Annotated in this window: 24 protein-coding genes and 1 pseudogene; 11 read left to right on the top strand and 14 right to left on the bottom strand. The window is 73.3% G+C overall.

Going from position 1 to position 25,462, the window contains the following annotated elements:
- Window positions 1-82: 82 nt before the first annotated feature.
- The gene (locus ACIRQ9_RS34975; protein ID WP_404182942.1) at window positions 83-1,624 is read right to left on the bottom strand and encodes an amidohydrolase; all 1,542 of its coding nucleotides are present in this window, start codon (window positions 1,622-1,624) and stop codon (window positions 83-85) included.
- 257 nt (window positions 1,625-1,881) lie between these two features.
- On the opposite strand from ACIRQ9_RS34975, the gene ACIRQ9_RS34970 reads away from it, so the two are divergent.
- Entirely contained in the window at window positions 1,882-2,373 is a 492-nt protein-coding gene (locus ACIRQ9_RS34970; RefSeq protein ID WP_404182940.1) for a Rieske (2Fe-2S) protein, read from the top strand.
- A gap of 8 nt (window positions 2,374-2,381) precedes the next feature.
- Here the strand turns inward: ACIRQ9_RS34970 and ACIRQ9_RS34965 are convergent, their stop codons facing one another.
- Window positions 2,382-3,026 carry a cysteine hydrolase gene (locus tag ACIRQ9_RS34965; protein ID WP_404182938.1) on the bottom strand — a complete coding sequence of 215 codons (645 nt, stop codon included), beginning with the start codon at window positions 3,024-3,026 and terminating at the stop codon, window positions 2,382-2,384.
- Window positions 3,027-3,104: 78 nt separating this feature from the next.
- Between ACIRQ9_RS34965 and ACIRQ9_RS34960 the strand changes: the two genes are divergently transcribed.
- Window positions 3,105-3,569, top strand: coding sequence for a pyridoxamine 5'-phosphate oxidase family protein (locus ACIRQ9_RS34960; RefSeq protein ID WP_404182935.1), 465 nt, complete (start codon window positions 3,105-3,107; stop codon window positions 3,567-3,569).
- 142 nt (window positions 3,570-3,711) lie between these two features.
- Here ACIRQ9_RS34960 and ACIRQ9_RS34955 read toward each other — a convergent pair whose 3' ends face one another.
- Window positions 3,712-4,614, bottom strand: a complete 903-nt coding sequence (locus tag ACIRQ9_RS34955) for a LysR family transcriptional regulator (RefSeq protein WP_404182932.1) — start codon at window positions 4,612-4,614, stop codon at window positions 3,712-3,714.
- Window positions 4,615-4,688: 74 nt separating this feature from the next.
- On the opposite strand from ACIRQ9_RS34955, the pseudogene ACIRQ9_RS34950 reads away from it, so the two are divergent.
- A pseudogene (locus tag ACIRQ9_RS34950) lies at window positions 4,689-4,859 on the top strand (EamA/RhaT family transporter); the annotation flags it as partial.
- Window positions 4,860-4,992: 133 nt separating this feature from the next.
- Here ACIRQ9_RS34950 and ACIRQ9_RS34945 read toward each other — a convergent pair.
- Entirely contained in the window at window positions 4,993-6,327 is a 1,335-nt protein-coding gene (locus ACIRQ9_RS34945; RefSeq protein ID WP_404182929.1) for an aminotransferase class I/II-fold pyridoxal phosphate-dependent enzyme, read from the bottom strand.
- Window positions 6,328-6,363: 36 nt separating this feature from the next.
- On the opposite strand from ACIRQ9_RS34945, the gene ACIRQ9_RS34940 reads away from it, so the two are divergent.
- Window positions 6,364-7,062, top strand: coding sequence for a pyridoxamine 5'-phosphate oxidase family protein (locus tag ACIRQ9_RS34940; protein ID WP_404182926.1), 699 nt, complete (start codon window positions 6,364-6,366; stop codon window positions 7,060-7,062).
- A gap of 100 nt (window positions 7,063-7,162) precedes the next feature.
- Here the strand turns inward: ACIRQ9_RS34940 and ACIRQ9_RS34935 are convergent, their stop codons facing one another.
- Both ACIRQ9_RS34935 and ACIRQ9_RS34930 read right to left on the bottom strand, forming a co-directional pair.
- Window positions 7,163-8,149, bottom strand: a complete 987-nt coding sequence (locus ACIRQ9_RS34935; protein WP_404182923.1) for an EamA family transporter — start codon at window positions 8,147-8,149, stop codon at window positions 7,163-7,165.
- A gap of 46 nt (window positions 8,150-8,195) precedes the next feature.
- Window positions 8,196-8,765 carry a Clp protease N-terminal domain-containing protein gene (locus ACIRQ9_RS34930; RefSeq protein ID WP_404182920.1) on the bottom strand — a complete coding sequence of 190 codons (570 nt, stop codon included), beginning with the start codon at window positions 8,763-8,765 and terminating at the stop codon, window positions 8,196-8,198.
- Window positions 8,766-8,964: 199 nt separating this feature from the next.
- Here ACIRQ9_RS34930 and ACIRQ9_RS34925 point away from each other — a divergent pair, with 199 nt between their 5' ends.
- Together ACIRQ9_RS34925 and ACIRQ9_RS34920 are read left to right on the top strand one after the other, a co-directional pair.
- Complete coding sequence (locus ACIRQ9_RS34925; RefSeq protein ID WP_404182917.1) at window positions 8,965-9,183, top strand: hypothetical protein; 219 nt, start codon at window positions 8,965-8,967, stop codon at window positions 9,181-9,183.
- Window positions 9,184-9,261: 78 nt separating this feature from the next.
- On the top strand, window positions 9,262-9,690 hold the full coding sequence (locus tag ACIRQ9_RS34920) for an SRPBCC family protein (RefSeq protein ID WP_404182913.1): 429 nt from the start codon (window positions 9,262-9,264) through the stop codon (window positions 9,688-9,690).
- A gap of 76 nt (window positions 9,691-9,766) precedes the next feature.
- Here ACIRQ9_RS34920 and ACIRQ9_RS34915 read toward each other — a convergent pair whose 3' ends face one another.
- Window positions 9,767-10,363, bottom strand: a complete 597-nt coding sequence (locus ACIRQ9_RS34915) for a PadR family transcriptional regulator (RefSeq protein ID WP_404182910.1) — start codon at window positions 10,361-10,363, stop codon at window positions 9,767-9,769.
- A 162-nt stretch (window positions 10,364-10,525) separates the two neighbouring features.
- On the opposite strand from ACIRQ9_RS34915, the gene argG reads away from it, so the two are divergent.
- Both argG and ACIRQ9_RS34905 read left to right on the top strand, forming a co-directional pair.
- The gene (gene argG / locus ACIRQ9_RS34910) at window positions 10,526-11,974 is read left to right on the top strand and encodes an argininosuccinate synthase (RefSeq protein ID WP_404182907.1); all 1,449 of its coding nucleotides are present in this window, start codon (window positions 10,526-10,528) and stop codon (window positions 11,972-11,974) included.
- Window positions 11,975-12,400: 426 nt separating this feature from the next.
- Window positions 12,401-13,213: a PhzF family phenazine biosynthesis protein gene (locus ACIRQ9_RS34905; RefSeq protein WP_404182904.1), complete on the top strand. Its 813-nt coding sequence runs from the start codon at window positions 12,401-12,403 to the stop codon at window positions 13,211-13,213.
- On the opposite strand, the gene ACIRQ9_RS34900 is transcribed toward ACIRQ9_RS34905, so the two are convergent.
- Together ACIRQ9_RS34900 and ACIRQ9_RS34895 are read right to left on the bottom strand one after the other, a co-directional pair.
- Window positions 13,203-13,943: a CPBP family intramembrane glutamic endopeptidase gene (locus tag ACIRQ9_RS34900; RefSeq protein WP_404183019.1), complete on the bottom strand. Its 741-nt coding sequence runs from the start codon at window positions 13,941-13,943 to the stop codon at window positions 13,203-13,205. The genes ACIRQ9_RS34905 and ACIRQ9_RS34900 overlap by 11 nt on opposite strands.
- 158 nt (window positions 13,944-14,101) lie before the next feature.
- Complete coding sequence (locus ACIRQ9_RS34895; protein ID WP_404182901.1) at window positions 14,102-15,622, bottom strand: glutamate--cysteine ligase; 1,521 nt, start codon at window positions 15,620-15,622, stop codon at window positions 14,102-14,104.
- 557 nt (window positions 15,623-16,179) lie between these two features.
- Here ACIRQ9_RS34895 and ACIRQ9_RS34890 point away from each other — a divergent pair.
- Both ACIRQ9_RS34890 and ACIRQ9_RS34885 read left to right on the top strand, forming a co-directional pair.
- Window positions 16,180-16,764, top strand: a complete 585-nt coding sequence (locus ACIRQ9_RS34890; RefSeq protein ID WP_404182898.1) for a hypothetical protein — start codon at window positions 16,180-16,182, stop codon at window positions 16,762-16,764.
- 351 nt (window positions 16,765-17,115) lie between these two features.
- A complete protein-coding gene (locus ACIRQ9_RS34885; protein WP_363014973.1) occupies window positions 17,116-17,322 on the top strand; it encodes a DUF5999 family protein in 207 nt (68 codons plus the stop codon).
- A 165-nt stretch (window positions 17,323-17,487) separates the two neighbouring features.
- Here ACIRQ9_RS34885 and ACIRQ9_RS34880 read toward each other — a convergent pair whose 3' ends face one another.
- The 4 genes from ACIRQ9_RS34880 to ACIRQ9_RS34865 form a co-directional block, all read right to left on the bottom strand.
- A complete protein-coding gene (locus ACIRQ9_RS34880; protein ID WP_404182895.1) occupies window positions 17,488-19,044 on the bottom strand; it encodes a glycoside hydrolase family 43 protein in 1,557 nt (518 codons plus the stop codon).
- A gap of 49 nt (window positions 19,045-19,093) precedes the next feature.
- Complete coding sequence (locus ACIRQ9_RS34875) at window positions 19,094-20,911, bottom strand: APC family permease (protein ID WP_404182892.1); 1,818 nt, start codon at window positions 20,909-20,911, stop codon at window positions 19,094-19,096.
- Between the two features lie 204 nt (window positions 20,912-21,115).
- Window positions 21,116-22,450: a diaminopimelate decarboxylase gene (gene lysA, locus ACIRQ9_RS34870; protein WP_404182889.1), complete on the bottom strand. Its 1,335-nt coding sequence runs from the start codon at window positions 22,448-22,450 to the stop codon at window positions 21,116-21,118.
- A gap of 23 nt (window positions 22,451-22,473) precedes the next feature.
- Window positions 22,474-22,821 carry an SAV_915 family protein gene (locus ACIRQ9_RS34865; RefSeq protein WP_404182886.1) on the bottom strand — a complete coding sequence of 116 codons (348 nt, stop codon included), beginning with the start codon at window positions 22,819-22,821 and terminating at the stop codon, window positions 22,474-22,476.
- 298 nt (window positions 22,822-23,119) lie between these two features.
- On the opposite strand from ACIRQ9_RS34865, the gene ACIRQ9_RS34860 reads away from it, so the two are divergent.
- Window positions 23,120-23,659: a universal stress protein gene (locus ACIRQ9_RS34860; RefSeq protein ID WP_404182883.1), complete on the top strand. Its 540-nt coding sequence runs from the start codon at window positions 23,120-23,122 to the stop codon at window positions 23,657-23,659.
- Between the two features lie 132 nt (window positions 23,660-23,791).
- Here the strand turns inward: ACIRQ9_RS34860 and ACIRQ9_RS34855 are convergent.
- Window positions 23,792-25,462 (bottom strand): ATP-binding protein (locus ACIRQ9_RS34855; protein WP_404182880.1); only part of this gene is annotated, 1,671 nt, incomplete at its 5' end.

Here is a 25,462-nt window from a genome sequence, read left to right as displayed (position 1 = left end):
CCCGCCCCCGCACTCCCGTGGCCCGGACGGTACGGTCCCGTCCGGGCCACGGGGCGTTTCGGGCCGCCGTCACGGCGCGGGCTCAGTACGGCCCGTGGGTCCAGCGGCCGTCGGTCATCGTGGCGTGCACGGGCATCGCCCGCAGGGTGTCCGGGTCCGCGGTCAGCGGGTCCGTGTCCACGACGACCAGGTCGGCCGGGTCCCCGACCCGCACCAGGCGGCGGCCGCGGGCCGCGGCGGCCAGCGCGGCCGGTACCGGCAGGCGCTGTTCCGGGTGCCAGGCGGCGCGGCCGTCGTCGGTGCGGCTGACGGCGGAGGCGACGGCTAGCCAGGGGTCCAGCGGCGAGACGGGCGCGTCCGAGCCGAACTCCAGGCGCGCTCCCGCGGCCAGCAGGTCGGCGTAGGCGAAGGCGCGGGCGGTGCGGCCCGCCCAGTGCCGGTCCGCGACGTCCCGGTCGTCCGTGGCGTGCCGCGGCTGCACGCCGGCGACGACGTCCAGCTCCGCGAAGCGCGGCAGGTCCTCGGGGCTCAGCAGCTGGGCGTGTTCGATGCGGCCACGGCAGCGGACAGCCTCGAAGGCGTCCAGGGCCACGGTGTTGGCGCGGTCGCCGATGGCGTGCACCGCGGGTTCGATGCCGTGGGCGGCGGCCCGCCGCATCAGCCGTACCAGTTCGTCCGGCGCCGTCTGCTCGATGCCGTACGCCTCGCCGCTGTCCTCGAGGCCCGGATAGGGGTCGTGGCAGAGCGCGGTGCGGGTGTTGAGCGAGCCGTCCGTGAAGAGCTTGAGCGGGCCGACCCGCACCAGCTCTCCGTGCGGGCCGATCGGGGAGCCCGTGCGCAGGCCGCGCTCCAGCGCCGCGTCCAGGTGGCCGGGATAGACGGCCGCGGCCACCCGTACGGCCGGCGGCCGGTCCGCGGAGCGCCGCTCCCAGGCGCCCACGGTGTCGCCGAACTGGAAGTCGATGACGCCGGTGACCCCGCGGGCGGCGGCGGCCCGGCAGGCGTCCGCGACCCAGCCGTCCACCACCTCGTCCGGGGCCTCGGGCAGGGCGGAGAGGATGACGTGGGCCTCGTGCTCCCGGACCAGTCCGGTCGGATGGTCGCCCCGGCCCGTCAGGGCGAGGCAGGCGGAGTTCAGCCAGATCGCGTGCAGGTCGGCGCTGACCAGGGCGACCGGACGGTCCGGCAGGACCGCGTCGAGCAGGTCCTTGTGCGGGGCGTCGCTCCACAGCCCGTCCCGGAAGCCGTATCCGAACAGCACCGGACCGGCCGGGGCCGTCCGGCCGTGCTCGCGCACCCGGTCCGCCACCTCCCGCGCGGAGGAGGTGCCGGACAGATCGAGCCGGCGGCGCGCGCCGGCCCACTCGGCGAGGTGGACGTGGGCGTCCCACAGTCCGGGCAGCAGGACCCGCCCGTCCAGGTCGAGGACCCGGTCCCCCGCGACGAGGCCCGCGGCCGCCGGGTCCTCGCGCTCGGCGACGACGTGGGTGACCGCGCCGTCCGCCACCCGCACGCGCGCGAGCGGTCCGCCGGGCCCGAGTCGCACCCGGGCCAGCGTGGACGGCGTCCCCCGGGGCGGCGCCTGCGCCGTCCGGTCGCGCGATGTGCCTGCGAACTCCGTCATCGAGCCTCCCCTGGCGGGACAACCGGCAAGTCATGAAAGAAAATTAGGGTTACCTTACCTTCTTGATCGGCTCCGGTCCCCGGCCGGTTCCGCGGGCGGCCGGGGTCCCGGCCGCGGCCGACAGGCAACCGACAGCGCTCTTTCACCGGGGGCTCATGTCCGGGTGGTCACTATCGGATGCCGTCTGAACAGGTGCGGCCCGACGGCCGTACCCCTGGACGGATCAACGAGAAGCTCCGCGGAAGGGAACCCCTCACATGACCGGCGCATCGTTCAACCCCTCGGCCGAACCGGCCCGCCGTACGATCATGGCGGCGGCCGGAGCGGCGGGGCTCGCCGCCGCGCTGACCGCCTGCGGGTCGTCCGACGACTCGTCGGGTTCGGCCACGGGCAACGGGGGCGCAGGCTCCACCACCCAGGACAGCAACGGTTCCGGCGGCAACTCCGCCGCGGGCGGCGGTGGTTCGGCGCTCGCCAAGACCTCGGACATCCCCCAGGGCGGCGGCACGATCTACAAGGACAAGGCCGTGGTCGTCACCCAGCCGGCGGCCGGGACCTACAAGGCGTTCTCGACGAAGTGCCCGCACGCGGGCTGCGCGGTGTCGAGCATCGCCAACGGGGCGATCGTCTGCCCGTGCCACGGCAGCGAGTTCGCCATCGCCGACGGCAGCGTGAAGAAGGGCCCGGCGACGACGGGTCTGACGGCCGCGGACATCACCGTCTCCGGTGACCAGATCACACTGGCCTGACCCGCGCCTCAGGGCCGGCGGCGCGGGTTCTTGAGGCAGCCGAGCACCTCGTCGGTGGTCGCGACCGTGGCGACCAGCGCGAGGGTGTTGCGGACCATCGCGGGGGTGTACTCGGAAGGCACTCCCGCGATGGCGTCGGCCGGGACGACGGCCGTGTAGCCCCGGTTCACCGCGTCGAACACGGCGTTGGGGACGGCCACGTTGGCCGAGACCCCGGTGACGATCAGGGTGCGGCAGCCGAGGTTGCGCAGCAGCGGGTCGACGTCGGTCCCCTGGATCGGCGACAGGCCGTGCAGCCGCCGGACCAGCAGGTCCTCCTCGAAGACCTCGATGGGGGGCGCGACGCGGACCGCCGCGGTGCCGGACAGCTGCTGGACGGGCATGCGCTCGGCGGCCCGGAACAGGCGGGCGTTGCGGTTCGCGCCGCGGCCGTCGGGACGGCGTTCGGCGAGCGCGTGGATCACCTGGACGCCGGTGTCGTGGGCGGCGGCGACCAGCCGGGCGATGTTGGCCAGGGCGCCCGACGCCCGTGCCTCGTGGGCGAGTTCGGGCAGCGCGCTCTGCGGACCGACCACGCCCTGCTGGCACTCCACGGTGAGCAGGACGGTGCTCACGGGGTCGATGAGCTCCGCGAGCCGTTCGTACGACGGCATGTGACGCCCCCTTCCGCCTTGGTGCGGGGCGGGCGAGACTAACCAGCATTGCGCGGGAACGGAAGAAGAGGGGGCCGCATGACCGAGACTCAGCGCCGGGGCCGGAAGATCATGATGACGCCCGGCGAGCTGGACGAGTTCCTCACCGCACAGCGCACCTGCCGGGTGGCGACCGTGTCGGCGTCCGGCGCCCCGCACGTGAGCGCCCTGTGGTTCGCCTGGGACGGCAGGTCCCTGTGGCTGTACTCGGTGGTGCGCAGCCAGCGCTGGACGGACCTGAGCCGCGATCCGCGCGTGGCGGTCGTGGTCGACTCCGGTGAGGAGTACGACCAGTTGCGCGGCGTGGAGCTGAGAGGGACCGTCGAGTTCGTGGGCGAGGTACCGCGCACCGGTGAGCTGGTGGCCGAACTCGACTACGTGGAGACGCTGTTCGCCCGCAAGAACTTCGGCCTGGACGAGATGCCGCACGACGGCCGGCACGCCTGGGCGCGGCTGACCCCGACGAAGATCGCCTCCTGGGACTTCCGCAAGCTGGGAGGCTGAGGAGCCGCGCGCCCGCCGACGACCGCCGTGCCGGACGGCCGGGCGGTGGCCTGGCGGTGCGGCACGGCCGTCGCGCGAGCCACTCGCTCCGTCCGCCGTGCCGGACGGCTCCTGGCGCCGACCGGCACGTGACGCCGCACGGTCAGGAGACGGCCTCGGCCGCGCCGCGCAGGGCCTCGACGGCGGCCCGGATCGAGGGGCGGCGGTCGGCGTCGGCCCGCCAGACGACGTACACATGGCGGCGCACCCGCTGCTTCAACGGCACCGTGACGATGCCCTCCGGCACCGGGTGGCGGCCGAGCAGCGGTGCGATGCACACCCCCAGTCCCGCCGCCACCAGGTTGAGCTGGGTGTGGGTCTCGGCGGCCCGGTGGCCGATGATCGGTTCGACGCCGCGGGAGCGCAGCGTGAACATCAGCCACTCGTGGCAGAACTCGCCCTCGCCCCAGGTGATCCACTCGTCGTCGGCGAACTCCCCGAGGTCCACCTCGTCCCGTCCGGCCAGCCGGTGTCCGGCCGGCAGGGCCACCTCGGCCGGGTCGTCCAGCAGCGGGGCCTTGACCAGGCCGTCGGGCAGCGGCATCGGCTTGTTGTACCAGTCCAGGACGACGGCGAGGTCGAGGTCGCCGCGGACCACCCCGGCGACACCGTTCTCCGGTTCGAGTTCGCCGGAGCGCACGCGCAGCGCCGGGTGCCGGGCGCGCAGGGCGGCGAGCGCGGCCGGGAACAGGCCGCGGGCGGCCGTCGGGAAGGCCGCCACCCTGAGCTCGCCGACGACCTGCCCGCGGTGCGCCTCCAGGTCGGACTGGGCCAGTTCCACCTGGGAGAGGATCCGGGAGGCGTGCTCGGCGAGCAGCCGGCCGGCGTCGGTGAGCCGCACCCCCCGTCCGTTCCTGGCCAGGAGCTGCTGGTCCACCTCGCGTTCCAGCTTGCCCATCTGCTGCGACACCGCGGACGTGGTGACGTGCAGGGCCTCGGCTGCCCCGCTCACCGAGCCGTGCCGGGCGAGGGCGTCGAGAGTGCGCAGGCGCTCCAGGTTCAACATGTAAGCGATTCTAAGAGGTGTCGGGCGGTAAATAGCGATTGTGCTACGACGTCGCCTCCCGCGTGGTGGACGCCATGAGCACCGTCACCAGCACCAGGACCGGCGCGCCGACGCCCGCCGCCACCCTGCCCCGCCCGCGTTTCGACTGGCGTCTCCGGTTCGCCGCCCTGTCGTTGATCCGGGGGTTCTGCTTCCTGCTGATCAAGGTCGGGACGGACGGCTGCGCACCGTTCCAGGTCGTCCTGGCCGGAGCGGCGCCGACCCAGGTCCGGCCCAGGGCCCGCGCCGCCTGAACGAAGGCCCGCGCGGGGCCCGTCCGAGGCAGGGCGAGCACGCGTGCACGGCGTCGCACGGGCGGACGGGAATCGCCGGACAGACCTAGGCCTGGACGCGGCCCCGTGCCGGGGCGACCGCGGCCGCGACCGCCGCCGCCAGCGGACCGGCCTCCTCGGGGGTCAGCGTCGAGACGGTGACGCGGATGCCGGGCGGTGAGGCCAGCCGGTAGCGCGCCCCCGGGGACACCGCCCAGCCTTCGTGCAGCAGTCGGGACACCGCGCCGGTCTCGTCCGGGACCGGGATCCAGAGGTTCATGCCGCTGCGGCCGTGGGCCTCGATGCCGTGGTCCGCGAGCGCGTCGACGAGCAGTTCACGGCGGGCCCGGTAGGCGGCCGCCACCTCCGGGCCGCGCACCGCCTCCCGCGTCCACAGGCGGACCACCGCGCGCTGCAGCAGGCGGCTCACCCAGCCCGGTCCGAGCCGCTGCCGGCCGCGCACCCGGTCGACGGTGACCTCGTCTCCGGTCATGGCGGCCAGCCGCAGGTCCGGGCCGTAGGCCTTGGCGACGGAGCGGACGAAGGCCCAGTGCCGGGTGGTGCCCGCCAGGGGATGCAGGGGCAGGTCGACGATGCCGTGGCCGTGGTCGTCCTCGATCAGCAGGGTGTGCGGGTGGTCGCGCAGCACGGCGCGCAGCGCACGGGCGCGTGCGGCGCTCACCGCGGCTCCGGTGGGATTCTGCGCCCGGGCGGTGACGATCACCGCGCGTGCCCCGGACTCCAGCGCCGTGCGCAGGCTGTCGGCGCACGGTCCGTCGTCGTCGACGGCCACCGGGACGGTGCGCAGGCCCAGCGCGGGGACGAGATCGAGGGTGCGGCCCCATCCGGGGTCCTCGACGGCTACCTGGTCACCCGGCTTGAGGTGCGCCAGCAGGACCCGCTCGACGGCGTCGAGGGAGCCGGAGGTGACGGTGAACGGGCCGTCGGGCACGCCGTCGGCGGTGAGTTCGGCGCGCGAGAACCGTTCCAGTTCCGGTTCGACGGGGTCGGCGCCGTACAGGACCGGGGCGCGCTTGTCCTCGTCGTCGGCGAGCGCCGCGAGGACCGGACCGAGGGCGGGGAGCAGCGCGGGGTCGGGGTTGCCGGAGGACAGGTCGCGCACGCCGGCCGGGACGTCGGCGCCGATCCCGTCCCGGCCGGTGGTGGCCGGCCTGGACCGGACACGGCTGCCGCGCCGGCCGGCCGTCTCGATGACCCCGCGCTCCCGCAGGGTGCGGTAGGCGGCCGCGACCGTATTGGGATTGACGCCGAGCCGGGCCGCCAACTCACGCATGGGAGGGAGCACTTGACCGGGTTCCAGCTGGCCCGCACCCACCGCGCGCTCGACGTCGGCGGCGATCTCCGCTGCGCCACGGCCTTCGATCAGATATTCTCCTAGCACAAAAGAAATTATGCACTAGTGCAATGGAGAGACGCAATGGAGACCGCCGAGCCCGACGTGCGGGGCACCGTTCCGGCACAGCCCGCCGCCTACGCCCCGACCGACCGCACCGTCCCGACCCGCTCCGCGGAACGGGCGTCGTACGACCGGGAAGTGGTGCACTCGATCCTCGACGAGGCGTACCTCTGCCACCTCGGCTTCGTGCGCGACGGCGCGCCGGTGGTGCTGCCGACGCTGTTCGCCCGGGTGGGCGGGGTGCTGTACCTGCACGGCTCGACGGGCTCGCGTCCGCTGCGGATGACCGGCCAGGCCGACCCGGGGCTCCCCGTGTGCGTGACGGTCACCCACGTCGACGGTCTGGTGCTGGCCCGCTCCGCCTTCCACCACTCGATCAACTACCGCTCGGTCGTGGTGCACGGCGTCGCCCACCAGGTCACCGACCCCGAGGAGAAGAGCCGCGCGCTGGACGCCCTGGTCGACCACGTGGTGCGAGGCCGCTCCGCCGACTCCCGCCCGGCCAACCGCAAGGAGCTGGCCGCGACCGCGGTGATCCGCCTGGACCTGGCCGAGGTCTCGGCCAAGACCCGCACGGGCGGCGTCAACGACGAGCCGGAGGACCTGGAGCTGCCGTACTGGGCGGGCGTGGTGCCGCTGCGGAAGGGCTACGAGACGCCGATCGCCGACGGCGACCTGGCGGCGCAGACACCGGTTCCGCCGTATCTGCGGAGTCTGTGACACCGGCCGCCGCGAGGGGAGCGCGCCCCTTCGGGGGCGCCGGGGCGTCCCAGGTCGCGGACGCCGCCGCGCGGTCGGCCCGGCCGCGCGGCCGTCCCGGTCACATCCCGGTCGGTGAGGCCACCCGCTCGGCCACCGCGCCCCCGTCCGTCACCGACTCCTTCGCCGGAGCCGACGACTGCGCGATGAAGGCTCCGACCAGCACCAGCACCCCGCCGCCGACCTGCGGCGCCGAGAGGCGCTCCCCGAGCAGCACCCACGCGAGCACGGTCGCCACCACCGCCTCCAGACAGGCCACCACTCCGGCGACCTGCGGTGACAGCCGTCGCACCGAGACCACGCCCGTGACGTAGGCGAGCACGGTCGCGACCAGCACGATCCACGCGAGCAGCACGAACGCGGGCACCGGCGTGCCGTTCACGGGCGCGGAGCCGGCCAGCACCGACCAGTCCAGCTGCCACGGCCGGGCCACCACGGTCAGCAGACCCGCGCCGACCAGCAGCCCGTACGCGATGACACCGAGCGGATCCACTCCCTTGCCCCCGCCGTGATCGGACAGCACGAAGTACCCGACCTGACAGCAGGCCGCCCCCAGCGCCAGTGCCAGCCCCAGCGCGTCGAAGCCGAGCCCCGCCCACACCTGAACGACACACGCGAGGCCGCCGGCCGCGAGGACGACGCCGAGCGCGGCGGCCCTCGTGACCGGCCGGTGCTGGACGAACCGGACCCAGCCGAGCACCAGCGCGGGCGCGAGGTACTCCACCAGCAGGGCGACCCCGACGGGTATGCGGGAGATCGCGGCGAAGTAGCAGGCCTGGACGCCCGCGACGGCGAGCAGGCCGAATCCGGCGAGCAACGCGGGGCGGCGGCGCGGCAGGTCGCGATGGCGCACGGCGAGCGGCAGCATCACCAGCGCGGCGCCCGCCACCCGCAGCCACACCACGTGCAGCGGGTCGAGCCCGGCCTCGATCAGCGGTTTGGCCGCGACGCCGGAACCGCCGAAGGCCAGCGCGGATCCGAGGGCGAGGCCGAGCCCGAGGCCCTTGCCGTGGTTGCCGTGGTTGCCGTCAGTGATACGCACCGGCACATGATGCCAGCGGGCGACATGAGCGTCATCCCCTTTGACCCCTGTCTCACCGGCTGGACGTGCGGTTTTCCGTCCCGGTGTCCCACGCTCCGCCGCCCCGGTCGATCCGCAGGGCCAGATCGCGGGCGGCCACACCGGCCCGCTCCAGGACCTCCACGGCACGGGACCCGGGGTCCACGACGAGGCCGGCCAGCAGATCGGTGCCGCCGGCGCGGCCCGCGGTGCGGCGCCGGGCGCGGCTGCGGGCGTAATCCAGCGCGGCGGTGGCCACCGGCGACCAGGCCCCGTCTCCCGCGGCGCGCGGGACGGCGGGCAGTGCGCCGGAGTCCTCGACCCCGTCCTGCCAGCGCAGGCCGTAGCCGATGCTGCGCTGCACGAGATAGCCGAGCAGCCGGGCGAGTTGCGGGGCGTCGCCGATGGCGGCGCGGACCTCGGGGTCGTACTCGATCAGCGAGTGCAGCAGATGGGCGGTGTCGACCTGCCGGTCCCCGTCCCGCAGGGCCCGGCGGCGGGCACCGGCGACCACCGCTGCCAGCTCGGCGTCGAGCCCGGCATCGCCGTCCGCGGGGATGCCGCCCTGGTCCTGGACGAGCCGGCGGGGAATACGGGGTTGCACATCCCCCACCTCATCAACCGCAAGCGCTTGAGTCATCACCGAAGGGAAGCATCTTCGCGTCCCACGCAGAGTGGACGGCGGCGCCCGGAATCTCCTCCCTACGGATGAGATCAGGCGGAGTCCCGCACAACGGCGCACGTCGCGTGGCCACGCGCCTGCCACGCAACCGTCGTACCCCGGGCGCACGTCTCTGGTCGTCATGGAGAAGCGCTGCGGTTGCTGGCTGGTCGCGCTGCCCGCGATCGACGGCAGGCAGTACGTGTACCGCGTCTACGCGCCGCAGGACGCGCTGCCCGCGGACCTGTTCTGGGACGCCTGGCACTGCCACGACGAAAGCGCGTTCCCGCGGGCCTGCGACCTGTTCGACGCGGCGGAGATACGGCGGGTGGCGCCCGGTACGGACCCGCACGCTTCCTGACGGTTCATCAGTATTGAATGTTCGCGCCGCTGCGGCTACGTTCCGCGACACCGTAGCCCGATCCGAAGGGGTGGTCGCATGGCAGAAGTCAGCGCGGAGACACGCATCCAGGCACCGGCCGAGAAGGTGTGGGCGCAGCTCACCGACTGGCCGGCGTACGGGCAGTGGAACGCCACCCACACGAGCTTCCCGAAGGGCGGTCCGGAGAGCCTGGCGGTGGGCGGCACCTTCCAGGAGAACATGAAGCTGATGGGCTTCCCGGCCGAGGTCGAGTGGACCATCGAGGAACTGGAACCGGCGCGGGTGCTGGCGATCCGCGGCAAGGGCCCGATGGCGGTGACGGTGGCGACCCGCTACACCCTGACCCCGGACGGGGACGCCACCGGCGTGCGGATCGACGGCGAGTTCACCGGCGCCGCCGTGTCGCTGATGGCCGGCAAGCTGAAGGACTCGGCGACCGCGGCGCTGAACGAGTCGCTGCGCAAGCTGGACCACCTGGTGGCCTGACCTGCCGCGACGGGCACGCGGAAGGGCGCCCCGCGGACCACTCCGCGGGGCGCCGTGCTCGCCGTACCCATGAGGGTCAGTCCTCGTCGGCGAGGATGAGGTACAGCTTCTTGCGGGTCTCGTTGATGACCGCCAGCGCCTTCTCGCGCTGCTCCTTGGTGCCGGTCTTCCAGACCTGCCCGAACGCCTCCATCAGACCGAAGCCGGCCTGCCGGATCTCGCCGAGGGCCTCGAAGTCGACCCCGCGGGAGGCCTCTTCCCAAGGGGCGTCCGGACCTTCGTCGGCCGCCGTACGACCGCTGTCGGTGAGGGAGAACAGCTTCTTGCCGCCCTCGCTCGCGCTGGCGATCAGCCCCTCGTCCTCCAGCAGCTGGAGGGTGGGGTAGACCGAGCCGGGGCTCGGCTTCCACGCGCCGCCGCTGCGCTCGGCGATCTCCTGGATCATCTCGTAACCGTGCATCGGGCGGTCCTTCAGCAGGGCCAGGATCGAGGCCCGCACGTCACCGCGCCGCGCCCTGCCCCTGGGGCCTCCGCGCCCGCGCGGCCCCCAGTGACCGGGGCCGAAACCGGGCCCGCCCGGGCCGAAGCCGGGGCCGCCGGGACCGAAGGGTCCGAACGCCGCCCGGCGTCCCTGTCGCGGTCCGTGTCCACGCTCGTGTCCGTGGGAACGCATGACCATCACTCCATTCCATCGTTGACCTGTCGCATATCGTTCGCGATGCCTCAACGATATATCGGGAGCCTTTCGCTTGACAACCCTCGTCGGCGGATTCGTTCTCGGGTCGCCACCACCAGGGGCTTTGCATGGTCATGCGTTCTCATGCATACTCTTCCTATGTCCAAGGTCCTCACCTCCCTTCCCGCCGGCGAGCGCGTCGGCATCGCCTTCTCCGGCGGGCTCGACACCTCGGTCGCGGTCGCGTGGATGCGCGACAAGGGCGCCGTCCCGTGCACCTACACCGCCGACATCGGCCAGTACGACGAGCCCGACATCGCCTCGGTGCCCGGCCGCGCGCACACCTACGGTGCCGAGATCGCGCGCCTGGTGGACTGCCGCGCCGCGCTGGTCGAGGAGGGGCTGGCCGCGCTGACCTGCGGCGCGTTCCACATCCGCTCGGGCGGACGGGCGTACTTCAACACCACCCCGCTGGGCCGCGCGGTCACCGGCACGCTGCTGGTGCGGGCCATGCTGGAGGACGACGTCCAGATCTGGGGCGACGGCTCGACCTTCAAGGGCAACGACATCGAGCGGTTCTACCGGTACGGCCTGCTCGCCAACCCGCACCTGCGGATCTACAAGCCCTGGCTGGACGCGGACTTCGTCACCGAGCTCGGCGGCCGCAAGGAGATGTCCGAGTGGCTGCTCGCGCACGGGCTGCCGTACCGGGACAGCACCGAGAAGGCGTACTCCACCGACGCCAACATCTGGGGCGCCACGCACGAGGCGAAGACCCTGGAGCACCTGGACAACGGCATCGAGACCGTCGACCCGATCATGGGCGTGCGGTTCTGGGACCCCGAGGTCGAGATCCTCACCGAGGACGTGACGATCGGCTTCGACCAGGGGCGGCCGGTGACCGTCAACGGCAAGGAGTTCGGGACCGCCGTCGAACTGGTCATGGAGGCCAACGCGATCGGCGGCCGGCACGGGCTCGGCATGTCGGACCAGATCGAGAACCGGATCATCGAGGCCAAGAGCCGCGGGATCTACGAGGCGCCGGGCATGGCGCTGCTGCACGCCGCCTACGAGCGGCTGGTCAACGCGATCCACAACGAGGACACGCTCGCCCAGTACCACAACGAGGGCCGTCGGCTGGGCCGCCTCATGTACGAGGGCCGGTGGCTGGACCCGCAGGCGCTGATGATCCGCGAGTCGCTGCAGCGGTGGGTCGGCGCGGCCGTCACCGGTGAGGTGACGCTGCGGCTGCGGCGCGGCGAGGACTACTCGATCCTCGACACGACCGGTCCCGCGTTCAGCTACCACCCCGACAAGCTGTCGATGGAGCGTACCGAGGACGCGGCGTTCGGTCCGGTGGACCGGATCGGTCAGTTGACCATGCGCAACCTCGACATCGCCGACTCCCGCGCGAAGCTGGAGCAGTACGCGGGTCTCGGGCTGATCGGCACCGCGAACCCGGCGATCGGTGCGGCGCAGGCCGCGGCGACGGGGCTGATCGGCAGCATGCCGGAGGGTGGGGCCGAGGCGATCGCGTCCCGCGGGGAGGCTGCGGCGGACGCGGACGAGTTGCTGGACCGGGCGGCGATGGAGCTGGGTACGGACTGAGCGGGCGGATGTTCGGGGGGCCGGCTCGGTGACGGGTCGGCCCTTTCCGTTCGGGGGCCCGCGCCGGGTGGGGGCGGATGTACGGTGCGGGCCGTCGTGGGTTTTTGCGCAGTTCCCCGCGCCCCTGAGGGGCGTACCGCCGTGGTCCGGCAGGAGTCGATGCCCGGTGCCGGGCCGTCGTGGGTATTCGCGCAGTTCCCCGCGCCCCTGAGGGGCGTACCGCCGTGGTCCGGCAGGAGTCGATGCCCGGTGCCGGACCGTCGTGGGTATTCGCGCAGTTCCCCGCGCCCCTGAGGGGCGTACCGCCGTGGTCCGGGAGAAGTCGATGCCGGGTGCTGCGGGTCGTGGGTTTTGCGCAGTTCCTCGCGACCCTTTCGGGGCGGTCAGGTGGGGGGGAACGGGGCCGGAGGGGTTAGCGTCCGGGGCATGCGGATTCGAATTGTCGATGCCTTCGCCGAGCGGCCGTTCACCGGAAACCCCGCCGGGGTCGTACTGCTCGACGCCTTTCCCGATGACCCGTGGCTGCGGAACGTCGCCATGGAGGTCAACCACGCCGAGACCGCCTTCGCCCACCCCCTGCCCGAAGGCGGCGACGCCGACTGGGCGTTGCGGTGGTTCACGCCGGTCACCGAGGTGGCGATGTGCGGACACGCCACGCTGGCCACGGCCCATGTGCTGCACACCACCGGGACGCACACCGGCCCCGTGCGGTTCGCCACCCGCAGCGGTGTGCTGACCGCCGCACCCGCCGCGGACGGGGCGATCACGCTCGACTTCCCCACCGCCCCGCTCACCCGCGTCGACACCCCCGCGGGCATCGCCGACGCGCTCGGCGCCGAACCCGTGGCCGCCTTCGACACCGGACCGGACGTCGGTGACCTGCTCCTCGAACTCGCCGACGAGAAGGCCGTGCTGGGCCTCTCCCCCGACCTCAGGGCCCTCGGCGCCCACTCCGTCCGCGGGATCATCGCCACCGCACGGGCCGGGGACCCGGCGTCGGACTACGACTACGTCTCCCGCTGCTTCTTCCCCAACGTCGGCATCGCCGAGGACCCGGTGACCGGCAGCGCCCACACCGCGCTCGCCCCGCACTGGTCGGCCCGGCTCGGCAGGTCCGACCTGACCGGGCTCCAGGCCTCCCGCCGCACCGGCTTCGTGCGTACCGGGCTGCGCGGCGACCGCACCCTGCTCACCGGGCGGGCGGTGACCGTGATCGACGGAGACCTGCTCACGCCGTAGGCAGCCAGCCCACCTTGCCCGCCAGCAGCGCGTAGCCCACGAACGCGCCGATGTCGAGCAGGGAGTGCGCCACCACCAGGGGACCGACCCGGCCCCAGCGCCGGTACAGGTAGACGAAGACGACGCCCATCACCATGTTGCCGACGAAGCCGCCGATCCCCTGGTAGAGGTGGTACGACCCGCGCAGTACCGAACTGGCCACCAGGGCCGTGCCCGCGCTCCAGCCCAACTGGTCCAGCCGGCGCAACAGATAGCCGACGACGATGACCTCTTCGAGGATCGCGTTCTGCATCGCGGAGAGGATCAGCACGGGGTACTTCCACCACACGTCCGGCAGTGCCTCCGGCACCACCGTCAGGTTGAAGCCGAGACCGCGCGCGGCCAGGTAGAAGGCGATCCCGGTGCTGCCGATCACCGCGGCGACGCCCGCCCCGCGGCCGAGGTCGGGCCAGGGACGGGTGCGGTCGAAGCCGAGCGTGCGCAGGCTCGCGCCCTCGCGGAGCAGGAGGTGGGCGACCAGCAGGACGGGGACGAGCGCGCTCGCGATGCCGAACAGCTGCCAGGCGAGGTCGAGCCAGGGACGGCCCGGCGCGGCGGACGCGTTGAGGGTGGCCGCCTGGTCCTTGAGGCCGCCCGGCCTGGTGACCGATCCGACAAAGCTGATCAGCGCGGAGACCCCGCTCGCGCCGAGCGAGAGCCCGAGCACGAGCAGCGTCTCGTCCCTGAACATGCGCTGCGAGGGCCGCTCTGGTGGGTAAGCACCGGCCACCTGGTCCGCCACCTGCACTCCTGCCTCCAACGGTCATCGGACGTCACAGCTTGCCCGATCGACCTGTGACAGGCGCGGCCGACCCCCGTCGGCCCACCGAGGCGCCCCGAACGGAGGCCTCAGCCCGTCAGCGCCGGTTCCAATAACCCGACCGGCCAGGTGTGCACCGGCTCGCCCTGGTTCATCAGCTCCGCATAGCGGCGCGTCATGGCGGCCAGCGCCTCGTCCCGCGGCATCCCCCGCTCCACCGCCCGGTGGAACGTCGCCGCCTGCCAGGACGCGCCGTTGACCCGCCGCCGGCACCGCTCCTCGATCACGCCGAGGTAGAAGTCCCGGTCGGCGCCCTCCACGCCCCACGCGTCCAGTCCTGACGCGGCCAGCGGCAGCAGCTCGTCGCGGACCAGGGTGACCGCGTCCACCTCCGTCGTACCGCCGCCGTAACGGCCCCGACGCGGCCACACCAGCCGGGCGTCGATGCCGTACCGGCACGCCGCGTCGAAGTTCGCCTCGGCCGCGGCGAACGGCAGCCGGGTCCACACCGGGCGCGACTCCTCGGCGAGGGCGCGCACGAGGCCGTAGTAGAACGCCGCGTTGGCGATGACGTCGGTGATGGTCGGCCCGGCGGGCAGCACCCGGTTCTCGACGCGCAGGTGCGGGACGCCGTCGGCGATGCCGTAGACCGGCCGGTTCCAGCGGTACACCGTGCCGTTGTGCAGGACGAGTTCGGCGAGCTTGGGCACGCCGCCCGCGTCGAGCACGGCCAGCGGGTCCTCCTCGTCGCAGATCGGCAGCAGCGGCGGGAAGAACCGCAGGTTCTCCTCGAAGAGTTCGTAGGCGGAGTCGATCCAGCGCTCGCCGAACCAGATGCGCGGCCGTACGCCCTGTGCCTGCAGCTCGGGCGGCCGGGTGTCGGTGGCCTGGAGGAACAGCGGGGGCCTGGACTCGCGCCACAGTTCGTGGCCGAAGAGGAAGGGAGCGTTCGCGCCGACGGCGATCTGCACGGCGGACGCCGCCTGCGCCGCGTTCCACACGTCGGCGAAGCGGGCCGGGGTGACCTGGAGGTGCAGCTGCACGGAGGTGCAGGCGGCCTCCGGCACGATCGACTTCGACGTGCACCGCAGATGTTCGACGCCTTCGATGTCGAGCACGAAGTCCTCGCCCCGCGCGGCCACGATCTGGTCGTTGAGCAGGGTGTACCGGTCGACCTCCGAGAGGTTCGCGGAGACCAGGTCGTCGCGCTCCAGCGTCGGCAGGATGCCGATCATCACGATCCCGGCGGACACCTCGCCCGCCTTGCGGTCGGCGTACGCCAGCGAGGTCCGGAGTTCCTCGTCCAGCCGGTCGAATACCCGGCCGCCGATCCGATGTGGGGCAATGTTCACTTCCAGGTTGAACATCGCTAGCTCTGTCTGGAAATCGCGGCTGGCGATACGTTCGAGGACCTGGCCGTTCAGCATTCTCGGCATGCCGTCCGCACCGGCGAGATTCAATTCGATCTCGACGCCCATGAGGTTCTTGGGCCCGTCGAACCGCTTCTCCACCAGCAGTCGCTCCAGCCCCGCGAGACAGTCGCGGAGCTTTTCGCGGTAGCGCTGGCGATCGGACAGGTCGAACCGGCCCGCCACGACCTTCTCCCCCATCGAAGCGTCCCTCCTCGAATGGGCGGACCGGGGTTCCGGCCGCCGGGTGTCCCGGGTCCAGGTGGGATGATGCCCACCGGAAGCGATCGATAACGTCGCGCGCGGCACGGGTAGCCGCTAGTCTGTTGGAATGTGTCCTGCGGCACATTCACGGGGCATGGGGCATCATGCAACTTCGGGTTCCCCGATGTCCTCGTGAAAAACGCCGACGACATTCGGCCGACCGCGAGAACCTCGTATGACGAGGTCAGTACGGTCGCGGTGGGCCGGAAATCGGGAGGATTCCGCACGTATCAACGGCCGAATTGCGCCTTGTTCTCTGCTGCGAGACAACCCGGTGAAACGCCGCCTGAACAGGCGTCGTATAAACTCCGCGAACAAGGCAGAAGGCTGGCGCCCACGGTCTGGTTCCTGCCCTCTGAATGACGTGCGGCACCGACGCCCGCACCTCTCTTCACCGAGCCGGGCCCCCGCCTCTCTGACCCCCCTGTGAGCTGACAGCGCCGTCCGCCCCTGCCCTCGCGCCGCCGCGCCTGTCGAACGAGAGGCGACCCACCATGCCGCTGCACTTCCCTGCTGCCCCCGCGCCTGCCCTGCGTTCCGTCCTCACCGCCCTGGGTTCGCCCACCGCGGTCCAGGAGGCCCGCACCCCGTCCCTGCGCAGCGCCCAGGGACCCGCGACTCCCGAACTCCCCCTGCCCGTGCACGTCCTGGACCGCATCACCCCCGAGGGCATGTCCGGCACCCGGCTGGCCGGCTGGCGCTTCCTGATCCGCTGCGGCGACCGGGCGGTGGCCGCGGCCGACACCATGCTCACCCCGGACGGCTGGGCCTTCTCGCACTTCTTCGAGGGGCCCTACATCTCCTCCACCGAGCGTGCCCTGCAGCAGGCCGAGGCCCTCCAACAGGCCTACCAGCCGCGCCTGCTGTCGCTGCCCGGCCTCTACATGCTCACCCTGTGGCTGCACGGCGACCGCAGCGCGGACGGCACCGAGGGCCATCCGCAGGACAGTGACCTGCTCGTCCCGCTGGCTCCGGCCCCGCCCGGCATCGCGGCCCACCGGCCGCACCCGGTGGCCGAACTCCTCCCCGTGCTGACCCATCGGATCACCGCGGCGCCCCTGCTGATCACCCCCGCCTGACGAGGTCCGCGGCCGTACCCCGTCGCTCCGGGACGAGCGACGGGGTACGGCCGTACGTCCACACGTCGATCCGTGGGACGTCGCAGGCCGCTCGTCCGGGCCGTCGGCCGCTCCCAGGAGCCGTCAACGCACCTCGTCGGCGACCTGACTAGCTCCATCCGGCCATGCGGAACCATCCGAACGGGCGGTCGGGCCGAGATGAACCGTCCGCGCGAGTGACGCGTCTCCAATCTGTGAGAGGCGGTGCGGCCAAATCCCTGCGGAACACCGCCCGGAGGGCAACACTGGTTGCCGACCGACTCATCATCACGGGGGACCGAGATGACCACCACAGAGCGAGAGACCCCATCCATGTGCCAGCACCAGCCACCGTGCCCCACAGCAGAGTCCGCCGACCGGGAGTCCGCCCGTCTGACGGCGCACCACCCGGAGCAGGGGTGGAGCCTGCTGTGCAACGGCGTCCTGCTCTTCGAGGACACCGGTGAGCTTCTGCCCGACGGCCAGATCATCGCGCCGCACCGCCCGGTCGGCGCCGGCAGCGTGATGACCGCCGCCTGACGGACGCCATCCCGCACCACCCCCGGGCGGCCCCACCGCTCCGCCCGGTGACCAGCAGGGGCCGGACGCACACGCATGGTGCGCACCGGCCCCGACGTGCGTCCAGGGGCGGTCACCGCCCGTAGCCGCCCTTTCGGCGCAGCGCGAACGCCGGGGCGGCGCGGGTCAGCTCAGGGGCCGGTACTCGAACCAGTCGTAGGCGGCCCGGCCCTCGGTGACGTACATGCCGATGACGCGGCCCGTGAACCCGCCGGCGACCTGGGTGGAGAGGTACCGGCCGTCCAGTTCGGCCAGCCGGACGACCCCGGCGGACGTCTCCGCCGAAAGGATCACGGCATCGGGCCCCGCGGCCCGGACCCCGGTCGTCTCCGAGCGCCCCGGCACGGTGCCGGAGGGCGGCGGCACCCGGTCCGTGCGGATCTCGACCACGAGGGTCGACCGGCCCGGCGGCAACGGATGCGCGGAGATCGTCTGGCGCAGCGGACCGATCCGGGCGACCGCGCTCACCGTTCCGCCGTGCACCTCAAGGTCGTAGTGGTGGGCCTCGTCGACGCGGACCGACAGGCCCGCGCGTGCCGTGCCCGGGTCGAGCAGCGCGGCGGCACGGCAGTCCGGGTGCTGCTGGCGGCGGCCGACGAAGGTGTGCCCGGCCCGGTCCAGGCTGTCCCCGGTGGCCGTGAGCGTCAGCCACCCGGGCCGCTCGGCCAGCGACCAGGAGCCGTCGGGCCGGCCGCGCGGGGAGATCCACTGCGGAGCGAGGGCGTCGGCCGTGAAGTCGTCGCGGGCGGGCGGCTGTTCGACCGGGTGCCAGCGGGCCGGCGCCCGTTCCCGCTCCCGTACCGGGCCCATTCGCGGCCACCCGTCGACCCACTCCACGGGCGCCAGGAAGGTCTCCCGGCCGAGGACGTGGAACTCCGGGAACCAGCCGCGCGGGCGGGTGCCCAGCAGGACGGCCCACCAGCCGCCGTCGGCGGCCCGCACCAGGTCGGCGTGGCCGGTGCACTGGACCGGCTCCCCGGTGCCCCGGTGCGAGACCAGCGGATTGCCCGGCGCCGGTTCCCAGGGCCCGCGCGGCGAACGGGCGCGTGCCACCGACACCCCGTGCCCGAGCGCGGTGCCGCCCTCGGCGACCAGCAGGTACCACCAGGCGCCGACCCGGTACAGGTGCGGAGCCTCGGGATCGCGCAGACCGGTCCCGGACCACATCGGCAGCGGCCCCTCCAGGACTTTCCCGGTCCGGGTGTCGATCCGGGCCACCTCCACACCGGCCACCGCGCACCAGCAGTCGCCGTTCTCGTCCCAGGCGAGGTCGGGGTCGATGCCGGGGACGTCGATCCACACCGGGTCGGACCAGGGCCCCTCGGGCCGTTCGGCGGTGACCAGGAGGTTGCCGCCCGCGCCGACGACGGTGGTCACGACGTGGAAGAGGCCGTCGTGGTGCCGGATCGTCGGGGCGTACACCCCGCCCGAGGCCGGTGTGCCCTCCGGCAGCGTCAACTGGCCCGGCCGGTCGAGGACGTTGCCCAACTGCCGCCAGTGCACCAGGTCCCGGCTGTGGAAGAGCGGGACGCCGGGGAAGTACTCGAAGCTGGAGCAGACGAGGTAGTAGTCCTCGCCCACCCGGCACACGCTCGGGTCGGGGTGGAATCCGGGGACGACGGGGTTGTCGTACGTCCGCCCTCCCCCAGCCCCGCCGAAAGTTTCGGCGCATCCGGCGAACATGTCGAAGCGCACTGTAGGTCGGGCGTCCGGGGTCCGGCAAGACGGGCGGCTACAGCTTCAGGCGGTACGGGAGCAGGCAGACCACGACGTCGGTGCGGGCCCGCAGGACGGTGGCCAGGAGCAGGCCGCGCTGGTTCTGCAGGATCTCGTAGCGGCGGTGGACGGGCTCCACCTCGGGGATGAGGACGGCGACCTGGCGGCCGTCCTCCGCCGCGCGCCGCACGTAGTCGACGACCGGCTGCACCAGCGAGCGGTGCGGGCTGTTGACGATGTCGAGGCGCACCCCGGGATTCCACTGTTCCCAGGCCTCCTGCAACGCCCGGACCCTGACCGGGTCGGCGTGCACGGCGACCGCGACCACCTCGTCGCCGAGGGCGAGGGCGGCGCCGAGGGCGTGCCGGGCGAGCTTGCTGACCTCGCCGATCGGCACGATCACCAGGCTGCCGACGTGCCGGGGCGGTGGGTCCGGAATGCGGCCGAGACCCAGTTCCCGGCCCACGGCGGTGTAGTAGCGCTGGATGCGGGCGAACAGCAGCATCAGCAGCGGTACGGCGAGCACCACCACCCAGGCGCCGCCGAGGAACTTGGTGAGCAGCAGGATGACCCCGGCGAGGGTGGTGAGCACCGCGCCGGTGCCGTTGATCAGAGCCCGCCGCTTCCAGCCGGGCGGGCGCCCGGTCGCCCAGTGCCTGACCAGACCGGCCTGGCTGAGCGTGAAGCCGATGAAGACACCGATGGCGAAGAGCGGCAGCAGCCGGTGGGTGTCGGCGTCGGTGGCGACCAGCAGCAGCGCGGCCAGCAACGCGAGGGCGATCACGCCGTAGCGGTAGACCGGGCGTTCGGCGCGCAGGCCGAACAGGTGGGGCAGCCGGTGGTCGCGGGCGAGCAGGCTCATCAGCACCGGCAGCCCGCCGAAGCTGGTGTTGGCGGCCAGTCCCAGGACGAGGGTGACGACGAGGTTGGTGGCGTAGTAGGGCCAGCCGGTGCCGTAGGCGCCCGCGGTGAGCTGGGCGAGGACGGTCACTCCGCCGCGCGGGGCCACGTGGTCGCGGCGGATGAGGACCGCCAGGCCGATGAGCATGACGCCGAGCAGCGCGCCCAGCATCAGCTCGGTGCGCTGGGCGCGCCGGACGCTCGGTTTCCGGAAGGTCGGCACGGCGTTGGCGATGGCTTCGACGCCGGTCAGGGCCGAGCAGCCGGACGAGAACGCCTTGAGGACCACCAGCGCGCCCAGTGCCTCGGTCGCGTGCACGGGCTGGTCGGTGCCGACGGTGGCGACCGGGTGCGAGCGCAGCAGGCCGAGCAGGATCACGCCGAGGACCGAGACGATGAACAGCAGGGTCGGCAGCATCAGCACCCGGGCGCTCTCGGCGATGCCCCGCAGGTTCACCGCGGTCAGCAGGGCCAGCCCGATCAGGCAGACGAGCAGCTTGTCATGGCCCAGGGACGGGAAGGCCGAGGCGAGCGCGTCGGCGCCGGCCGCGAGGCTGACGGCGACGGTGAGGACGTAGTCGACGACCAGGCTGGCGGCGGCGAGCAGGCTGGCGGTGCCGCCGAGATCCGTCTTGGCGACGGCGTAGGCGCCGCCGCCGTCCGGGTGCACGGCGATGACCTGGCCGTAGGAGACCACGAGTACGGCAAGAAGGAAGGTGATCGCGAGGGTGATGGGCAGGGTCGCGGTGAGCGCGCCGGTGCCGGCGACCACCAGGGCCAGCACGATCGCCTCGGGGCCGTACGCCACCGAACTGAGCGCGTCCAGGGACAGGGCGGCCAGTCCCTGCACACTGGTCAGGCCGTGCCTGTCGCCCTCGCCCGGGCGCAGCGGAACCCTGGGTCGCAGTTCACGACGTGCCAGGCCATACGCCATCGGAACCTCATCACGGCCGGTGGGACGGTCGGCAACAGTGTCCTGCGGACCGGAGTCGTGCGCCCGTGGGGAATGCCCGGACGGGCGGCGGCCGCGACCACGGTCCCGGGCGGAGCGGACGGGGACGCGGGTGCGGACGTGGCACACCTCCGGGCGAGGGCCGGGCCGCCGCCCGCCCGGAGGTGGGTATCGGGGGCGGTCCGGCTACAGGCCGACGTCCCGGCGGCGGATGTCCTCCAGGGACTCGCGGCGGACCAGCAGCCGGGCGTGGCCGGCCCGGACGGCGGTGACCGGCGGGCGGCCCACCAGGTTGTAGCCGGAGGCCATGGACAGGTGGTAGGCGCCGGCCACCGGGACCGCCAGCAGGTCACCGGGGCGCAGGTCGGCGGGGAGTTCGGTGTCGGCGGCCAGGATGTCACCGGCCTCGCAGTGCCGTCCCACGACGGTCATCGGGGCCGTCGGCGCGGCGCTCGCGCGGCCGACGAGCCGGGGCGCGTACCGGACGCCGTAGAGCGCGGGACGCGGGTTGTCGCTCATCCCGCCGTCGACGGCGGCGAAGATGCGCCCGCCGGTCTTCTTGACGGCGAGGACCCGGTAGACGGCGATCCCCGCCGGGCCCACGACGGCCCGGCCCGGCTCGATGATCAGGCGGGGCACCGGCAGTCCGGCGGCCGTGCACGCCTGCGTCAGCTCGCCGCGCACCCTGCGGGCCAGCGCGGTCAGGTCGAGGGCCGCCTCGCCGGGCCGGTAGGCGATTCCGTGGCCGCCGCCGAGGTCCAGTTCGGGCAGGATCAGGCCGTGCTGCTCGTGCAGCCGGGCCATCAGGCCGACCAGCCGGCGCACCGCGGCCAGGTAGGGCTTGACGCTGGTGATCTGCGAGCCCAGGTGGCAGTGCAGTCCGGTGAGTTCGAGCTGCGGCTGGTCCAGTATCCGGGCGATGGCGTGCTGGGCGTAGCCGTCAGCGATGGACAGGCCGAACTTCTGGTCGTCGGTGCCGGTGCGGATCTTCTCGTGGCCGCCCGCGCTGATCCCGGGCACCACCCGGACCATCACCTTCTGGTGGCCGCCGGGTCCGACGGCGGCGGCGAGCCGGGCGATCTCCGAGGGGCTGTCGATCACGATCCGTCCGACGCCGAGCCGCAGCGCGGTCTCCAGGTCGCGCGGGGACTTGGCGTTGCCGTGCAGCACGATCCGCTCCGGCGGGAACCCGGTGGTGACCGCGAGTTCGAGCTCTCCGGCCGAGCAGACGTCCAGGCCGAGGCCCTCCTCCGCGGTCCAGTGGACCATGGCCCGGCACAGGAACGCCTTGGCCGCGTACAGGACTTCGGCGTCCGGGAAGGCGTCCCGGTAGGTACGGCAGCGTTCGCGGACCTCGTCCTCGTCCAGGACGTAGACGGGTGTGCCGAACCGGTCGGCGACCTCGGCGAGCGGGACACCGCCCACGGCCAGGTCGCCGGGCCGGTGTTCGGTGGTGGAGGCGGGCCACACCGACAGATCGGCGGGTGTGGTGGTGAGGACGGGCTCGTGCAGGGTGGTCATCGACCGCTCCCCTCTCGGACGGTTCAGGCGGTGCGGGCGATCCGCAGGGACACGGCGACCGGCGCGAGCGGTGTCACCGGGGTGGGGGCCGGCGCGGACAGCTGGGGGTCGACGGTGACGGTGGTGACGCCGAGCGGTGCGGTCAGGGCGCGCAGCGCGGGTTCGGCGAGCCGGACCCAGGCCTGGCCGGGGCCGAGGGTGGCGGCGAGGGCGCGGGCCGAGGTGAAGCCGACGGCCGTGCGCTCGCCGAGGGGGGTGCGGAAGAGCCGGGCCGCGCACCCCGCGGGTCCCGGCCGGACCGGTACGAACAGGGGTCCGGCCGGGAAGCGATCGGAGGGTTCCGGATCGTCACCGCACAAGAGTTCTGGCATGGGATGCCTCCTGGGACAGGAAGGAACGGGTGCCCCGGACGCGGGGAGGCGGACCGGGGCTCGCTCATGACGCTATGCCCGGTCCCGGCCCTTCTCCGACGCTTCATGACGGGACGCTGACGGTGATCGCGGCGACGTTGACGGGGCGCTGACGGCAGGCCCCGCGGTGCTGCTAGCGGGCGTCAGAGGCGTGCCAAGAAGAGGCCGTGGAGCTGGCCCGCGCCCGGTTCCGGGAGTGTCATGGGGCGGTCAGGCCCCGGGACCCGCCCGGGGTCCGCTGCGGAAGTGCGGTGAGGACATGTCCGGATACGACGCCTGTGCGTCCCGTCGGGTCGTCGTCGGTGTGAGCGGTTCGCCCGGCAGCGTGACGGCCCTGTACCGGGCCGCGGCGGAGGCCAGACGCCGGGAGGCCGAACTGTGGCCGGTGCTGGCCTGGGAGCCGCCGGGCGGCGAGTGGGGGGCCCTCCGCTCCCCCGTCCCGCCGACGCTGACCGGGGAGTGGCAGCGGCTGGCCCGCGAACGGCTGCTCGTCGTGCTCGGCGAGGTCTTCGGCGAGGCGACACCGGCCGGTGTCCGGCTGAAGGGGCTGGTCGTCCGCGCCACGGCGGGACCGGCCCTGGTGGGGACGGCCGACCGGGATGACGACATCCTGGTGCTCGGCGCGGGCCGTCGCGGCTGGCAGCGGGCCTTCTCGGGCCGGGTCACCCGCTACTGCCTGACCCACGCGCACTGCCCGGTCCTCGCGATACCGCCGTCTCCGCTGGAGGAGACGCTGGCGGCAGCCCGCCGCCGCAATGCCTGGCATCTGCCGCTGAGCACACGGCAGTTGTCGTCCTGATCCACGACAGCGCCGGAGCCGTGACGACATCGGAGCGATCGAGAGCCGTCACGGCGTCGGACCGGGCAGGGAGCCGTCACGGCGTCGGACCGGGCAGGGAGCCGTCACGGCGTCGGACCGGGCAGGGAGCCGTCACGTCGTCAGGGCCGTGGGCAGAGTCGGCCGCTCGGGTCCGCGACCCGGCGCCGACGGCAGGGTGAGGACCATGGTGAGCCCGCCGCCCGGCGTGTCCTCGGCCGTGAGCGTGCCGCCCATCGCCTCGGTGAAGCCCCGGGCCACGGCGAGGCCCAGGCCGACCCCGGCACCGCGCGGCGAGTCGCCGTACCGCTGGAACGGTTCGAAGATGCGCTGCTTGGCCTCGTCCGGGACGCCTGACCCGCGGTCCACCACCCGGACCTCCACCCGGTCGGCGAGGGAACTGGCCTTCACCAGCACGGGGGTGTCCGGCGGGCTGTACTTGACCGCGTTCTCGACGACGTTGGCCACCACCCGCTCCAGGAGGCCCTTGTCGACGTGGACCATCGGCAGCGTCTCCGGTATGTCCAGCTCGACGCCCTCCTCGGGGACCCCGCCCAGCGCCATCGGCACCACCTCGTCCAGGTCGGCCTCGCGGACGATGGGGGTGACGGTGCCGGTCTGCAGCCGGGTGATGTCGAGCAGGTTGCCCACGAGGTTGTCGAGCCGGTCGGCACCCGCCTCTATGGCCTCCAGCAGCTCGGCCCTGTCCTCCTCGGACCACTCGACGTCGTCCGAGCGCAGCGAGGACACCGCCGCCTTGATCCCGGCGAGCGGGGTGCGCAGGTCGTGGCTGACGGCGGCCAGCAGGGCGGTGCGGATCCGGTTGCCCTCCGCCAACTCCCCGGCCCGGTCGGCCTCGTGCTGGAGCCGCTGGCGGTCGAGCACGACGACGGCCTGCGCGGCGAACGCGGCGAGCACCCGACGGTCGGAAGCGGGCAGCACCCGGCCGGACAGGGCGAGCGTCATGTGGTCGCCGACCGGCATGTCGACGTCGGCGTCCTCCGGCCGTCCGCAGGGCTGCGGCCCGACGCTGCCGGCGCAGGTCCACGGCGCCACGTCGGCGGCCCGTTCGAGCAACGCGACCGACTCCATGCCGAAGGTCTCGCGGACCCGTTCCAGGAGCGCTTCCAGGCTGGTCTCGCCGCGCAGCACACTGCCCGCGAGGAAGGACAGGATCTCCGACTCGGCGCGCAGCCTGGCCGCCTGCTGGGTGCGCCGGGCGGCCAGGTCCACGACGGACGCCACCGACACCGCGACCCCGACGAAGATCGCCATCGCGACGATGTTCTTGGGGTCGGCGATGGTGAGCGTGTGGACGGGCGGTGTGAAGTACCAGTTCAGCAGCAGGGAGCCGACCAGCGCGGAGGTCAGCGCCGGGAGCAGTCCGCCGAGCAGCGCCGCGGCGACCGTCAGAGTGAGGTAGAGCAGCATGTCGTTGGCCAGGCCCACCTCGAGGGCCAGGCCGGTCAGCAGCCAGGTGAGCAGGACCGGTCCGAGGACGCCGGCGAGCCAGCCCCAGATGATCCGGGACCGGCCGAGCCGTGCCGGGCGTCCCAGCGGGAGCCGCCCCTTCCCGGCCTCGGCGTGCGTGATGAGGTGGACGTCCAGGTCGGGGCCCGACTCGCGGGCGACGGTGGCGCCGACGCCGGGGCCCAGGACGTACTGCCAGCTCCTGCGGCGGGAGACTCCCAGCACGATCTGGGTGGCGTTGACGCCGCGTGCGAAGTCGAGCAGGGCCGCCGGGACGTCCTCGCCGACGACCTGGTGGAAGGTGCCGCCGAGGTC

It is taken from the genome of Streptomyces sp. NPDC101237 (assembly GCF_044767465.1).
Classification (GTDB): domain Bacteria; phylum Actinomycetota; class Actinomycetes; order Streptomycetales; family Streptomycetaceae; genus Streptomyces; species Streptomyces gramineus.
Note: the sequence above shows the minus strand (reverse complement) of the source record. Positions and strands in the feature narration are given on the sequence as shown.

What these genes read in the sequence shown, in the direction of transcription:
- ACIRQ9_RS34880 (WP_404182895.1), bottom strand. Translation starts at nt 19,044, where the DNA reads ATGTTCGCCGGATGCGCCGAAACTTTCGGCGGGGCTGGGGGAGGGCGG.
- ACIRQ9_RS34875 (WP_404182892.1), bottom strand. Translation starts at nt 20,911, where the DNA reads ATGGCGTATGGCCTGGCACGTCGTGAACTGCGACCCAGGGTTCCGCTG.
- ACIRQ9_RS34965 (WP_404182938.1), bottom strand. Translation starts at nt 3,026, where the DNA reads ATGCCGTCGTACGAACGGCTCGCGGAGCTCATCGACCCCGTGAGCACC.
- ACIRQ9_RS34895 (WP_404182901.1), bottom strand. Translation starts at nt 15,622, where the DNA reads ATGGGGGAGAAGGTCGTGGCGGGCCGGTTCGACCTGTCCGATCGCCAG.
- ACIRQ9_RS34960 (WP_404182935.1), top strand. Translation starts at nt 3,105, where the DNA reads ATGACCGAGACTCAGCGCCGGGGCCGGAAGATCATGATGACGCCCGGC.
- ACIRQ9_RS34915 (WP_404182910.1), bottom strand. Translation starts at nt 10,363, where the DNA reads ATGCGTTCCCACGGACACGAGCGTGGACACGGACCGCGACAGGGACGC.
- ACIRQ9_RS34975 (WP_404182942.1), bottom strand. Translation starts at nt 1,624, where the DNA reads ATGACGGAGTTCGCAGGCACATCGCGCGACCGGACGGCGCAGGCGCCG.
- argG (WP_404182907.1), top strand. Translation starts at nt 10,526, where the DNA reads ATGTCCAAGGTCCTCACCTCCCTTCCCGCCGGCGAGCGCGTCGGCATC.
- ACIRQ9_RS34940 (WP_404182926.1), top strand. Translation starts at nt 6,364, where the DNA reads ATGGAGACCGCCGAGCCCGACGTGCGGGGCACCGTTCCGGCACAGCCC.
- ACIRQ9_RS34920 (WP_404182913.1), top strand. Translation starts at nt 9,262, where the DNA reads ATGGCAGAAGTCAGCGCGGAGACACGCATCCAGGCACCGGCCGAGAAG.
- ACIRQ9_RS34885 (WP_363014973.1), top strand. Translation starts at nt 17,116, where the DNA reads ATGTGCCAGCACCAGCCACCGTGCCCCACAGCAGAGTCCGCCGACCGG.
- ACIRQ9_RS34925 (WP_404182917.1), top strand. Translation starts at nt 8,965, where the DNA reads ATGGAGAAGCGCTGCGGTTGCTGGCTGGTCGCGCTGCCCGCGATCGAC.
- ACIRQ9_RS34905 (WP_404182904.1), top strand. Translation starts at nt 12,401, where the DNA reads ATGCGGATTCGAATTGTCGATGCCTTCGCCGAGCGGCCGTTCACCGGA.
- ACIRQ9_RS34955 (WP_404182932.1), bottom strand. Translation starts at nt 4,614, where the DNA reads ATGTTGAACCTGGAGCGCCTGCGCACTCTCGACGCCCTCGCCCGGCAC.
- ACIRQ9_RS34865 (WP_404182886.1), bottom strand. Translation starts at nt 22,821, where the DNA reads ATGCCAGAACTCTTGTGCGGTGACGATCCGGAACCCTCCGATCGCTTC.
- lysA (WP_404182889.1), bottom strand. Translation starts at nt 22,450, where the DNA reads ATGACCACCCTGCACGAGCCCGTCCTCACCACCACACCCGCCGATCTG.
- ACIRQ9_RS34890 (WP_404182898.1), top strand. Translation starts at nt 16,180, where the DNA reads ATGCCGCTGCACTTCCCTGCTGCCCCCGCGCCTGCCCTGCGTTCCGTC.
- ACIRQ9_RS34860 (WP_404182883.1), top strand. Translation starts at nt 23,120, where the DNA reads ATGTCCGGATACGACGCCTGTGCGTCCCGTCGGGTCGTCGTCGGTGTG.
- ACIRQ9_RS34970 (WP_404182940.1), top strand. Translation starts at nt 1,882, where the DNA reads ATGACCGGCGCATCGTTCAACCCCTCGGCCGAACCGGCCCGCCGTACG.
- ACIRQ9_RS34900 (WP_404183019.1), bottom strand. Translation starts at nt 13,943, where the DNA reads ATGTTCAGGGACGAGACGCTGCTCGTGCTCGGGCTCTCGCTCGGCGCG.